The sequence below is a fragment of the Janthinobacterium kumbetense genome (assembly GCF_023703445.1).
Lineage (GTDB): Bacteria > Pseudomonadota > Gammaproteobacteria > Burkholderiales > Burkholderiaceae_D > Janthinobacterium > Janthinobacterium kumbetense.
In genome coordinates this window covers 45,284-57,414 of sequence record NZ_JAMQGR010000013.1, presented here as the reverse complement: position 1 = coordinate 57,414, position 12,131 = coordinate 45,284, and the positions used below count along the sequence as shown (strand labels likewise).

The window sequence follows — 12,131 nt, the reverse complement described above, 5'->3', positions numbered from 1 at the left end:
GAACAGGACAACATGAGCACCAGCACCGCGGCCGCGCCGCCGCCCACCATCCTGTGCGTCGACGACGAACCGAATATCCTGTCGTCGCTGCGCCGCCTGTTCCGCCCGCACGGCTACCGCGTGCTGACGGCCGAGAGCGGCGCGTCCGGCCTGGCTCTGCTCGACAGCGAGACGGTGGACTTGGTCATCTCCGACATGCGCATGCCGCACATGGATGGCGCGCAATTCCTGGCCCAGGTGCGCCAGCGCTGGCCCGGCACCATGCGATTGCTGCTGACCGGCTATGCCGACATCCAGTCCATCCTCGACGCCATCAACCAGGGCGAGATCTATCGCTACGTGACCAAGCCCTGGGACGAGAACGATATCGTGCTGGTGGTGCGCCACGCGCTGGAACGGCGCGCGCTGGAGCAGGAAAAACGGCGCCTGGAAGCGCTGACGGCCAGCCAGAACGTGGAGCTGCAGGCGCTCAACGCCAGCCTGGAAGCGAAGGTGGCCACGCGCACGCAGCAGCTGAAACTGTCGCACGACGAGGTGCAGGCGGCCAACGAGCGCCTGAAGGCCACGTTCGTGACGACCATCAAGGTGTTTTCCAACCTGATCGAGATGCGCGGCGGCAAGCTGGCCGGCCATGCGCGGCGGGTGGCCGAGCTGTCGCGCAAGCTGGCGCAGGCGCTGGGCCTGGAAGGGCAGGAGGCGCGCGACGTGTTCATCGCGGCCCTGCTCAAGGATATCGGCAAGCTCAGCTTGAGCGACGATGTGCTGGAGCTGCCGGCCAGCGCCTGGACGGGCGAGCAGCTGGCCGCGTTCCGCAAGCATCCGCTGCGCGCCGAACAATTGCTGATGGCGCTCGACGAGCTGCGCGCCGTTTCCGTGATCCTGCGTTCGCAGCTGGAACGCTTCGACGGCGGCGGCTTTCCCGATGGCATGGTGGGCCTGGCCATTCCGCTGGGCGCGCGCATCCTGGCGCTGGCGTCGGACTACGACGGCTTGCAGATCGGCGCCATGGTGCAGCGCAGCCTGCGCGCCGACGAAGCCCGCACCCTGATCTACGACAGCGTCGGCAAGCGCTACGACCCGGCCGTGGTGGCCGCTTTCCGCGGCATCATGGAAGAGACGGAACCGCCGGCGCGCGACCTGACCGTGCTGTCGGGCCAGCTGGAGCCGGGCATGGTGCTGTCGCGCGACCTGATCAGCCGCGACGGCCTGATGCTGCTGGCGGCCGAACACGTGCTGACGGCCCGCGTGATCGCCCAGCTGCTCGACTTCGAAAGCAAGAATGGCGGGCGCCTGAGCATCCGCGTGTATGCGCCCGTGAAGGAAGCCTAGGCGCTCGCGGCGCCCGGCGGCTGCAGCGGCAGGTGCACGGTAAAGCGCGTGCCGCGGCCCACTTCCGAGGCCACGTCGATGCGTCCGCCGTGCTTGTTGACGATGCCGTACGACAGCGACAGGCCCAGGCCCGTGCCGCTGCCCACGGCCTTGGTGGTGAAGAACGGCTCGAAGATGCGGTTCAGGTGCTCGGGCGCGATGCCGGCGCCCGTGTCGCCGATCTCCACCCACACCCAGTCGCCGGCATGGCCGGTGCGGATGCTGATCACGCCGTCGCTGCTGATGGCCTGGCCCGCGTTGACGAGCAGGTTCATGAAGACCTGGTTCAGCTGCGAGGCCAGGCACAGTATGGGCGGCAGCTCGCCATAGTGTTTTTCGATGCGCGCCTTGTATTTCAATTCGTTGGCGACGATGTTCAGGGTGCTGTCCAGGCCCGCATGCAGGCTGGCCACTTGCCAATCCGTCTCGCCCACGTGGGAAAAATCCTTCAGCGCCTGCACGATGTCGCGCACGCGTTTGAGGCCATCCATCGATTCTCGCACCAGGTCGCCGATGTCGTCCTGCAGGAAGGCCAGGTCGGCCTGCGCGCGCACCTGGGCCACCCTGTCGGCCAGGGCCGGGCCGTCGAGCGGCTCGCCCATTGCCGCTTCATACCGGGCGATGACGTCGAACAGGGTGGCGACATAGCCTTGCAGCGAACTCATGTTCGAATTGACGAAACCGATCGGGTTATTGATTTCATGCGCGATGCCGGCCGCCAGCTGGCCGATGGACGCCATCTTTTCCGACTGCAGCAGCTGGTCGTGCGCTTCCTGCAACTTGCTGATCAGTAGTTGCTGCTCTTCGCCGCGCGCCTGCAGCATCGCTTCCATGCGCTTGCGTTCCGTGATGTCCGTCAGCGAGCCGATCACCTCGAACGGCACGCCGTGCTCGTCGCGCACGAGGCGCAGGCTGTCGTGCATCCACAGATAGCTGCCGTCGCGCACGCGGAAACGGTATTCATAGGCGCGCGCGCCTTCGACGAAAATCTGCGCCAGGCTGGAAAAGATGCCGGGCGCATCGTCGGGGTGGATGTGGTCGAACCAGAAATTGGGGTCGGCCACCATTTCCTCGGGCTGGTAGCCCAGCACGTTCAAGGCATTGTTGCTGACGAACGTCATCTTGAAGTCGCCGCTGGGCACGGTGCAATAGATGATGGAGGGGGTATTGTCGAGCAGGTATTGCAGGCGCACGGCCGTGGCGGCCGAGGCGTCATCGCCAGGCGCCGACCCGGCATGCCGGCCGGTATCGGGAGTGGAAAGGTCGAAATCCTCGAACTGCATCGTCACACCTCGCTGCCTGCACGGCCTTGATGTCATCCCCGCTCGATTATGCCTGATTCTGCCTGCCCTGGGCCGCCGTCGGCGCGCTCAGGGGGCCAGCGGCTGCTCGACGATCGCCATGCGTCGCGCGATGCGCTGCGCCGCCTGCGTATCGCCCGCCTGTTCGGCGCGCAGGCGCTGCACGCCCAGCCACGCCAGCAGCGGACGGCGCCAGCCCTGGTCCGAGGCCGTGGCGACGGCCGTATCGAGCAGCTCCGGCGTGGCGCGGCTGGCGCGCAGCAGCACGCCGGCCGCCACCAGCTGCGACAGCGGGTCCTTGATGGCGGCCACGGCGCTGGCGGCGGCCGTGTCCGAGCCGGCGCCGGCGGCCGCGCGCTGCGCTTCCGGCAACAGGGCGACGTCGGCCGTTTGCGCCTTGCCGGCCAGCCAGGCCGCATACGCGCGGTCGGCGGCTGTCGCATCGGCTTGCAGGGCGTCAAAGCCGGCGCAGTCCTCGAAGGCCAGGCTGGCCACGCGCGTGGCGCAGCGCAGCAGTTCGATGCGCGCCACCAGTTCGAGCTTGCCCGTGCCGGCCACCTGACTGCGGGCGCGCCGGAATTCCGTCTGTTCGACGAGGGCGTTGCCGTTCAAATACGCCGCCTGAAAACGTTCGACGGAGCTTTGCGCATTCATCTTCCAGTCCGGCACGGGCGGGCCGCTGGAACAGGCGGCCAGCGCGGCGGACAACAGCGCGGCCAGGGCAGGCCGGAGAAGATTGATATGTATCATGGCAGTTTGATCTCCGGATTGCGCTTGAATGGCCATTTGCGGTTGATTTCATTGACCAGCTGCTCGACCTTGCGCAGATTGCTTTCCACGTCCGCGCGCAGCGGGCCCAGGTCGGCCGTGGCCGCCTTGGCGTTGGCGCCCACGGCTTGCGCCTCGACCAGCACGGCGTCGACTTTTTTCAGGCTGTTGCGCGTGTCGGCCAGCAGGGCGTTCAGCTGCACGATGGTTGCCTGCGCATCCGTCATCACGCCCTTGTCGCCGAAGACGCGCGTATCGGCATTGGCCACCAGGCCATCCGTGCGGCGCGCCAGCTGGTCCGCGGTGACCAGCAGGGCGTTGGCCCGCTCGATCAGCAGGCGCGACTGCTTGTCGTCGCCCGTCAGCAAGCCCATGGCGCCGCCCGGACCGCTCAGCTTGCCCGTCACGGCCTGCACGTTGCGCATGGTGCCGTCGAGCGCGGAATCGCTGCCCGTCAGGTTGCCCAGGTTGTTCAGCAAGTCCTTGGCGGCGGCCAGCAGGCGGGGAATTTCCGCCGCCATGTCGCCCACCAGCAAGTCGCGCGTGGCGTCGTCGGGCAGCGGCGGGTCCGTCAGGATGCCGCTGTAGGCGCGCAACTTGGCGCCGCCCACGATGCCCCGTTCCAGGGTGAAGATGGAGCTGGTGCGCAGCCAGTGCGCATCTTTGCGCGGCACGTCGATGATGACGCGCGCGCGCCCGTCCGGCGCCAGCTCGATGCGCTGCACGCGGCCGATGGGAAAGCCGGAAAAGGTCAGGTCGGCGCCCACGCCGACGCCGTCCGAATCGTCGGCCGTCAGCACCAGCGTCTGCGTCGCTTCGAAGGCGCCGCGCGCATACATCAGGTAGACGACGGAGCCGACCACCAGCACGAACATGAAGACGAGCAAAATGGCCGCCTTCAGTTCCGCGTGGCGCACGGGCGGCGGGGCGGGCAGGACGGCATCTTGCGCGACACCGGCGGGCGCCGTCACGTCGACCTGGTCGGGATTTTGGGGTTGGCTCATGGCTTCTGGCTCTCGTTTGGGTGGTTCGGGGATGGCTGGCGGCGGCGGGCGGGGCATCAGTAGTAATTGCCCATCAGCGAAGCCACTTCGACCAGCAGGATGACGGAAAACAGGCGCAGCATTTCAGACAGGCCATGCGCGGCCCACAGGCGGTTGCGCCGGCCGTGCGGCTCGTCCGGATAGTAGGAGGAGGCCAGCGGGATCAGGGCCACGGCAAAGCTGAAGAAGATGACCTTGAGCATCAGGATCAGGGCCACGGCGGGATTGAAGATCTGTCCCACGACGCGCGTATAACCCTGCAGCGCCCACGGCGTAAAACCGTAGATGGTGAGGTAGGCGAGGATCAGCGAAGTGACGCAGCTGACGATGGCCAGCATCCACACGGCAAAGATGCCGGACATGACGCGTGGAAAGTATTCGCGGCGCAGCAGGTCGACGCCCTGGCGCTGCATGGTATCGAGCATGCCGGAAGAGCGCATTTGCGCAAACGCAATGCCGTCGGGCAAAGTCAGGCGCAGCGCGACGAACAGGGCGGCCGTCAGCGGGATCAGTTCCAGCACCAGCACGCGCACCACCATTTCCAGCGCATAGCGCGACAGGCCATAGCTTTGCGCGCTGACGACGACGATGCGGATGAGCACCAGGCTGACCAGCGCGCAGGCGACGCTGAACCACACGAGGTTCGGCGCCGTGTTCGTCACGAGACGGTGCGCGAGGATGGGGCGGTTGTCGCGGTTATAGCTCGACGGCGACAGGGCCAGCGAAAACACGAGGATGGCGAAATGCAGCATGCGCCACCAGCTGACCAGCCAGGCCATGGTGGCCCGGTGCAAACGGCGCAGGCTGATGATGAGGGAGACGGATAGGGTCATCATGGCATCTTAACATCAGCCCGGCCCGGCAAGCACGGCTAGCGTGCGCGGCTATCCGAACAGGGCGAAGCCGGCCATCACGACCATCAGCACGGCGATGTATTGCATCGGAATCCAGAACAGGGTGTGGCTCTTGCGCAAGATGACTCTTTCCTGCGTGGCCGGGTCGATCAGTTCGCGTCCTGGCGCGTTGTTCAGGCGCACGCCCGCATACCAGCTGGCGGCGGCTGCCAGCAGGAAGGCCAGGGCCAGGGTCCATGCGTGGCTCTTCGTGTATTCCTCGCCCAGGGTGGCGCCAAACAGCGCTTGCGCAGCTACTACGACGATGAAACAGATCAGGGGGGCGAGTATGCCGAAGCCTTGCCAGATAAGCATAAAAATTCTCCAGTGGATTGAGGGAACCCGCGGCGGCGTGGCGGTGGCTGTGCCCGGCGGGGTTGCGGATTTTATCAGACTTATCAAAAAAAAGTTTCTTTTCGGCACTATTGTGCGCGGCTGTCATGCGGCGCTGGCGGTGGCCACGCTGGCGATGATGGCATCGGCCGCCGCGCGCACGCGGGCAGAGCGGTTCAGGTCGGCATGCATGACGAGCCACACGTCGTAGCTTTCCGCCCGCTCGGGCCAGATGCGCACGAGCAGCGGGTCGATATCGCCCAGGTGGGTGGCCAGCTCGGCCACGCCCAGGCCCGCGCGCGTGGCTTCCTGCAGCATCGCCGCCGAGTTCACTTCCATGGCCACCCGGGCGTTGGCGACGGATTCGCCGGCCAGTTTTTCCGCGTGACGGGGCGCCACGGAATGGTGGTAGATGACGATGTCGTGTCCGGCCAGCGCCGTGCCGCGCACGGGTTCGCCCCGCTGCGCCAGGTAGCTTTTCGACGCATACAGGCCCAGGCTGCGCTTGACTAGGTGGCGCGAGATCAGGTCCGGGTCGGTGGGGCGCACGGCGCGCACGGCCAGGTCCGCTTCGCGCCGCGTCAGGCTGGCCAGCTGCGGCGCCACGTGCAGCACGATGCGGATGTCCGGGTGCGCCGCGTGCAGCCGCTGCATGGCGCGGATGACGAAATGGCTGGCCATGGTGTCCGTGGTGGCCACGCGCACCAGGCCGGACAGGCGGTTGTCGACGCCCTGCATCTCGCGTTGCAGCTTGTCGGCCGCCCGTTCCATCGCTTCGGCCGCGTTCAAGGCCAGCTCGCCGGCCGGCGTGGGCACGTAGCCGGACGGCGTGCGCAGGAACAGGGTGGCGCCCAGCGAGCTTTCCAGCGCGGCCAGGCGGCGCCCGCACGTGGCCTGGTCGATGCGCAGCAGGGCGGCCGCGCCGCGCAAGGTGCCGGCCCGGCCGATGGCGAGAAAGATGCGCGCGTTATCCCAGTCCATAAGCCCAATCCATGACGTGTTTTCCTGTCGTTATCGTGATGCATTTTTGCATCATGGTGCCGATTTTATGCCTGTTTACTGCATTATTCAACACTCGCATAATGACTGCCCCCCGTCCCTGCAAGGAAATACCATGCCTGCCCCTACACCGCGCCGTGCCAGCGGCTTGATCCTGCTGACCCTGGCGTTCGGCTTCGTCATGGCCATGCTCGACGTCACGGCCGTCAACGTAGCGTTGTCCGATATCGCGCTGGACCTGGCCATACCGCTGACGGGCCTGGTGTGGGTGGTCGACGGCTACACCCTGACGTTTGCCGCGCTGCTGCTGGCCGGCGGCGCGCTGGCCGACCGCTACGGGCCGAAAGCCGTGTACCAGGGCGGCCTCGGCGTCTTCATTCTCGGTTCGGTGCTGTGCGGCGCCGCGCCCGACGGGCATTTTCTGACGGCCGCGCGCCTGCTGCAGGGCGCGGGCGCGGCCCTGTTCATGCCCAGTTCGCTCAGCCTGCTGACGCACAGCTTTGAAGACGAGCGCGAACGCACGCGCATGCTGGGCGCCTGGTCGGCCCTGGTGGGCGTGGCCGGCGCGTCCGGCCCCCTGATCGGCGGCATCCTCGTGCACCAGTTCGGCTGGCGCAGCGTGTTCTGGGTGAATGTGCCGCTGGGCGTGCTGGCCATCGTCATGGCGCAGCTGTTGCTGGCCGCGCCGGCGCGCCAGCCGCGCGATTTATCGCTGTTCAGCCATGCGCTGGGCGTGGCGGCGCTGGCGGGCCTGAGTTTCGTGCTGATCGAAGGCCCCGTGCTGGGCTGGCTGTCGCCGGGCGTGCTGGCGGCGGGGGCCTTGACGGTGCTGTCCGCCGGGCAATTGCTGCGGCGCGAGCGCAGCGGCAGCCACCCGCTGTTGCCACGTGCACTGTTTCACAGCAGCAGCTTTGGCGCGGCCAATGGCGTGGGTTTCCTGATCAACTTCTGCGTGTTCGGCCAGCTGTTCTTATTGAGCCTATTCCTGCAGCAGTCGGGCGGCGCCGATGCCTTGCAGTCGGGCTTGCGCCTGCTGCCCATGATGGCGGCCTATACGGTGGGAAATTTTATGGCGGGAAGTATTGCGGCGCGTCATGGCACGCGCTTGCCCATGCTGCTAGGCTTGCTGGTGGGCGCCGTCATGGCCTTGCTGCTGATGGCCTTGCGTCCCGGCACGCCATATTTTCTGCTGGCGCTGGGCACGGCCGTCATGAACGTGGCCATCGGCATCGCCATTCCCGCCATGACGGCCACCGTGATGCGGGTGGCCGGCAAGCAGCATGCGAACAGCGCGGCGGCGGCACTGAATGCGAACCGGCAAATTGGCGCCCTGGTGGGCGTGGCGCTGATCGGCAGCATCCTGCACATGGTGCAGGACTGGTCGCTGCGCCTGCCGCTGGCCTACGCGACGATCGCCGTCGCGTATGGCCTGGCGGCGGGCCTCGTGTACCGGCACGTGCATTTGCCGAAGGCCGTGGCCGCCTGATGCTTTACTGTTCGCGCGTGCTGCGCCATTCCACCAGTTCTTCGATGGTCAGAATGGGCATGCCGTGCAGTTCGGCGAAGCGCTCGATATCGTCGCCGCGCATCATGGTGCCGTCCGGGTTCATCAGTTCGCACAGCACGGCGGCCGGGTTCAGGCCCGCCATGCGCGACAGGTCGACGGAGCCTTCCGTGTGGCCACGGCGCTCGAGCACGCCACCGGGCGCGGCGCGCAGGGGGAAGACGTGGCCAGGGCGCACCAGGTCGGCGGGCTTGGCGTCCGGCGCGATGGCCGCGCGGATGGTGGTCACGCGGTCGGCGGCCGACACGCCCGTCGTGACGCCGTCGCGCGCCTCGATGGAGACCGTGAATGGCGTGCCGTAGCGGCTGCCGTTGTCGGACGACATGGGCGGCAATTCCAGCGCGCTGACGACGTCCGTCGGCAGGCACAGGCAGACGATGCCGCTGCATTCGCGGATCAGCAGGGCCATGGTTTCGTTCGTCAATTTTTCGGCCGACAGGATCAAATCGGCTTCGTTTTCACGGTCGAAATCGTCGAGCAGGATGACGGGAATGCCGGCGCGCATGGCGGCCAGGGCGGATTGGATGCGACCTTCCAGGTCGTTGGAAAGCAGGGTATAGCTGTTGACTAACATGGTGAAACGCTCCTCGCACAGGCGAAAAACGCTGCAGGGCAAGCGAATAGACGCAACTGGCCGCATCGCCGTGGCGATGGGACATCACACTACTGCACATCTTCTTTCATCCGGACTATACCGTCGGCTCTGGAGTCACACCAGATCTGCTGACCTCGCCAAGCGGTGCCTGGAAAGCGCTCGCGGGCTTGACCGTTGCCGGTTTTACCGCCGGTGGGGAATCGCACCCCGCCCCGAAGACGTCGTTGTGCCGGTCCACATGACCGGCGGCAATACTTTAGCACAATTGAAAAAATATGGCAGGGCACTGTTGAGTTTGTCATTCGACAAAGTTGCCTGGGAAAAGCAGTTTTTCCTAAGCTGTTTTTAATGGCGGAAACAGGATTTCAGTGTAAGGTATGCCTACTGAATCTTACCGTTGAGAATACATGAAGCTGAGTAAATTACGCCTGATCTCGGGCGCCGTCTTGCTGGCGTGCGCCTGCATGGCCCAGGCAGAAATCCGTTTGAGCGATCCCTTGCCTCTGGCACCAGAAGTTACCGTCGGAAAATTGCCGAACGGCTTGACCTATTACATCAAGAAAAATGCCCGCCCCGCGCAAAAAGTGGAATTGCGCCTGGTGGTGAAAGCCGGTTCCATCCTGGAAGATGATGACCAGCAAGGCCTGGCCCACTTCACGGAACACATGGCCTTCAATGGCTCCACGCATTTCAAGCGCAATGAGCTGATTTCCTATTTGCAATCGATCGGCGTGAAGTTCGGCGCCGACTTGAACGCCTACACGAGTTTCGATGAAACCGTGTACGTGCTGCCGATTCCGACGAACAAGAAAGAAAACCTGGAAAAGGGTTTTCTCGTGCTGGAAGACTGGGCGCATGGCTTGAAATTCAATCCGGCCGACATCAACAGCGAGCGCGGCATCGTGCTGGAAGAGGCGCGCCTGGGCAAGGGCGCCAGCGACCGCATGAACAAGGTGCTGTATCCGAAGCTGCTGAACGGTTCGCGCTATGCGGAACGCATGCCGATCGGCAAGGAATCCGTGCTGAAGACCTTCAAGCCGGAAGCCATCAAGCGTTTCTACAAGGATTGGTATCGTCCCGACCTGATGGCCGTCGTGGTGGTCGGCGACGTGGAGCCGAAACAGGCTGAAAAACTGATTCAGCAGCATTTCGGCAAGCTGAAGAATCCCGCGCAACCGCGTCCGCGCCTGTATGCGGAAGTGCCGCAGCGGGCGCAAACGGAAGCGCTGGTGATCACGGACAAGGAAGCGCCGGACGACGCGGTCTTCATCCGCTACCCGATCCGCGCCGCGCAGGAGCCCGTCACGATTGCCGACTACCGCCGCCAGATGATCGAAAACCTGTATGGGCAAATGCTCAGCGCGCGCATGCAGGAATTGACGCAGCAGGCGAACCCGCCGTTCATCCAGGGCGGCAGCAGCATGGGCAAGCTGGTGCGCGGCTATGAATCGTTCAGCGCGTATGCCTTGCTGGGCAAGGGCGGCGTGCAGCCGGCCGTCGATGCGCTGGTGCAAGAAGATGAGCGGGCGCGCCGCTTCGGTTTCAGCCAGGATGAGCTGGACCGCGCGCGCAAGAACATGCTGCGCAATTACGAGCGCGCGTACAGCGAACGCGACAAGTCCGATTCGAGCGGTTTCGTGGCCGAGTATTCGCGCAACTTCCTGGAGCAGGAAGCCATCCCCGGCATCGCCAATGAATTGCTGTACGCGCAGGAACTCTTGCCGCAGGTGACCTTGCAGGAAATCAACGAGACGGTGGCCAAGGTGATTCCCGACCAGCAAAAGAAACTGGTGGTCTTCATGGGCGCCGAGCCGAAAGCGGGCGATGCGGCCTCGGTGGTGCCGACGCAGCAGCAATTGCTCGACGCCGTGGCGAAAGCCGAGCAGCAAACCATCGAGCCGCGCACGGAAAAAGTGCTCGCCAGCAAGCTGATGGATGGCCCGCCGGCCGGCGGCAGCATCGTCGCGGAAAAGTTGAACAGCGCCATCGGCGTGACGGAACTGACCCTGGGCAATGGCGTGCGCGTGCTGCTCAAACCGACGGACTTCAAGAATGACCAGGTGCTGATGGGCTCGACCCGCTTCGGCGGCCAGTCGCTGTTCGGCGACGCCGACATCTACAACGCCCGCTACGCCAGCGCCGTGGTCGGCAGCATGGGCTTGAAAGACCTGGCGCCGCTGGACTTGCAAAAAGTGTTGGCCGGCAAGACGGTCAACGTGGGCGCTTCGCTGGGCGAGCTGAGCGAAGGCTTTGGCGGCTCGGCCAGCAGCGCCGACGTGGAAGCCATGCTGCAATTGGTGTATTTGTATTTCCACGACGTGCGCAAGGATGCGGGCCTGTACCAATCCTTCATCGGCAAGCAGCAGGACCTGGCGAAAAACAGCATGGCGCAGCCGGAAGCCGTGTTTTACGACGCCATCCAGCACGCCATGTATGGCGACAACCCGCGCGTCGATGGCGTGCCGCGTGTGGCCGATTTCGACAAGGTGGGCCTGGACCGCTCGCTGGACATCTTCCGCCAGCGCTTTTCCAGCGCGCGCGACATGACCTTCATCTTCGCGGGCAGCTTCGAGCTCGACAAGATCAAGCCGCTGATCGCCAGCTACCTGGGCACCTTGCCCGTGGCCGAGGTGCCGCACGCCTACCGCGACGTGGGCATGCGCCCGGTGACGGGCGTGGTCAAGAAGGATATCTACATGGGCAGCGAGCCGAAGAGCACGATTTCCATCACCTTCAATGGCGACGTGGCGTATTCGGATGAGCAAAAGCTGACCCTGCAGGCGCTGGGCGAGGTGCTGAACCTGAAAGTCATCGAAGTGCTGCGCGAAAAGATGAGCATGATCTATGGCGGCGGCTTCGAGACGTCCATGGGCCAGCATCCGTATGGCCATTATTCCGTGGCCCTGAACTTGCCGACGGGACCGGAAAACGTGGACAAGGTGATCGCCGCCGCGTTTGCCGAAATCAACAAGATGAAGACGGACGGGCCATCCGCGGCGGACCTGGAAAAGGTCAAGCTGAACTGGATCACGCGCCAGCAGAAATCCTTGCGGGAAAACAATTACTGGATGAACCAACTGATGGGTTCGGTAACGCAGGGCCGCGATCCCGCGTACCTGCTGCGCTACGAGCAGCGCGTGCGCGCCCTCACGCCGCAAGCCGTCAAACTGGCGGCGCAGCGCTACCTGGACATGCACAATTATGTACAGGTAGTCCTGTATCCGGAACGCAAAAATGTTGCAGCCAAGTAAGCTTCATTGTTGAACT

At 64.9% G+C, this 12,131-nt stretch carries 10 protein-coding genes and 1 riboswitch; of the genes, 3 read left to right on the top strand and 7 right to left on the bottom strand.

Annotated features, from left to right (window positions below; genetic code table 11):
• Positions 1–12 precede the first annotated feature (12 nt).
• Positions 13–1,329 (top strand): response regulator c-di-GMP phosphodiesterase, NosR family, encoded by a 1,317-nt coding sequence (gene nosR, locus NCG91_RS24670; protein ID WP_251351598.1) that lies wholly within the window; start codon positions 13–15, stop codon positions 1,327–1,329.
• Here the strand turns inward: nosR and NCG91_RS24665 are convergent.
• From NCG91_RS24665 to NCG91_RS24640, 6 genes are all read right to left on the bottom strand, one after another.
• Complete coding sequence (locus NCG91_RS24665) at positions 1,326–2,651, bottom strand: ATP-binding protein (RefSeq protein WP_251351641.1); 1,326 nt, start codon at positions 2,649–2,651, stop codon at positions 1,326–1,328. The two genes, nosR and NCG91_RS24665, sit on opposite strands and share 4 nt — an antisense overlap.
• Positions 2,652–2,738: 87 nt before the next feature.
• Positions 2,739–3,419: a hypothetical protein gene (locus tag NCG91_RS24660; RefSeq protein ID WP_251351597.1), complete on the bottom strand. Its 681-nt coding sequence runs from the start codon at positions 3,417–3,419 to the stop codon at positions 2,739–2,741.
• Positions 3,416–4,441, bottom strand: a complete 1,026-nt coding sequence (locus tag NCG91_RS24655) for an MlaD family protein (protein WP_099667239.1) — start codon at positions 4,439–4,441, stop codon at positions 3,416–3,418. The genes NCG91_RS24660 and NCG91_RS24655 overlap by 4 nt, the downstream gene beginning before the upstream one ends.
• 56 nt (positions 4,442–4,497) lie before the next feature.
• The gene (locus NCG91_RS24650) at positions 4,498–5,313 is read right to left on the bottom strand and encodes an MlaE family ABC transporter permease (RefSeq protein ID WP_251351640.1); all 816 of its coding nucleotides are present in this window, start codon (positions 5,311–5,313) and stop codon (positions 4,498–4,500) included.
• Positions 5,314–5,364: 51 nt separating this feature from the next.
• A complete protein-coding gene (locus NCG91_RS24645; RefSeq protein ID WP_251351596.1) occupies positions 5,365–5,688 on the bottom strand; it encodes a hypothetical protein in 324 nt (107 codons plus the stop codon).
• A gap of 123 nt (positions 5,689–5,811) precedes the next feature.
• Positions 5,812–6,687 carry a LysR family transcriptional regulator gene (locus NCG91_RS24640; protein ID WP_251351595.1) on the bottom strand — a complete coding sequence of 292 codons (876 nt, stop codon included), beginning with the start codon at positions 6,685–6,687 and terminating at the stop codon, positions 5,812–5,814.
• 133 nt (positions 6,688–6,820) lie between these two features.
• Between NCG91_RS24640 and NCG91_RS24635 the strand changes: the two genes are divergently transcribed.
• Positions 6,821–8,191, top strand: coding sequence for an MFS transporter (locus NCG91_RS24635; protein ID WP_251351594.1), 1,371 nt, complete (start codon positions 6,821–6,823; stop codon positions 8,189–8,191).
• Between the two features lie 4 nt (positions 8,192–8,195).
• On the opposite strand, the gene ribB is transcribed toward NCG91_RS24635, so the two are convergent.
• Positions 8,196–8,843 (bottom strand): 3,4-dihydroxy-2-butanone-4-phosphate synthase, encoded by a 648-nt coding sequence (ribB, locus tag NCG91_RS24630; RefSeq protein WP_070223924.1) that lies wholly within the window; start codon positions 8,841–8,843, stop codon positions 8,196–8,198.
• 94 nt (positions 8,844–8,937) lie between these two features.
• A riboswitch (FMN riboswitch) is annotated at positions 8,938–9,088 on the bottom strand.
• Between the two features lie 183 nt (positions 9,089–9,271).
• Here ribB and NCG91_RS24625 point away from each other — a divergent pair.
• Positions 9,272–12,115 (top strand): M16 family metallopeptidase, encoded by a 2,844-nt coding sequence (locus tag NCG91_RS24625; protein ID WP_251351593.1) that lies wholly within the window; start codon positions 9,272–9,274, stop codon positions 12,113–12,115.
• Positions 12,116–12,131 lie beyond the last annotated feature (16 nt).

What these genes read in the sequence shown, in the direction of transcription:
- NCG91_RS24640 (WP_251351595.1), bottom strand. Translation starts at nt 6,687, where the DNA reads ATGGACTGGGATAACGCGCGCATCTTTCTCGCCATCGGCCGGGCCGGC.
- NCG91_RS24635 (WP_251351594.1), top strand. Translation starts at nt 6,821, where the DNA reads ATGCCTGCCCCTACACCGCGCCGTGCCAGCGGCTTGATCCTGCTGACC.
- nosR (WP_251351598.1), top strand. Translation starts at nt 13, where the DNA reads ATGAGCACCAGCACCGCGGCCGCGCCGCCGCCCACCATCCTGTGCGTC.
- NCG91_RS24650 (WP_251351640.1), bottom strand. Translation starts at nt 5,313, where the DNA reads ATGACCCTATCCGTCTCCCTCATCATCAGCCTGCGCCGTTTGCACCGG.
- NCG91_RS24655 (WP_099667239.1), bottom strand. Translation starts at nt 4,441, where the DNA reads ATGAGCCAACCCCAAAATCCCGACCAGGTCGACGTGACGGCGCCCGCC.
- NCG91_RS24625 (WP_251351593.1), top strand. Translation starts at nt 9,272, where the DNA reads ATGAAGCTGAGTAAATTACGCCTGATCTCGGGCGCCGTCTTGCTGGCG.
- NCG91_RS24665 (WP_251351641.1), bottom strand. Translation starts at nt 2,651, where the DNA reads ATGCAGTTCGAGGATTTCGACCTTTCCACTCCCGATACCGGCCGGCAT.
- ribB (WP_070223924.1), bottom strand. Translation starts at nt 8,843, where the DNA reads ATGTTAGTCAACAGCTATACCCTGCTTTCCAACGACCTGGAAGGTCGC.
- NCG91_RS24660 (WP_251351597.1), bottom strand. Translation starts at nt 3,419, where the DNA reads ATGATACATATCAATCTTCTCCGGCCTGCCCTGGCCGCGCTGTTGTCC.
- NCG91_RS24645 (WP_251351596.1), bottom strand. Translation starts at nt 5,688, where the DNA reads ATGCTTATCTGGCAAGGCTTCGGCATACTCGCCCCCCTGATCTGTTTC.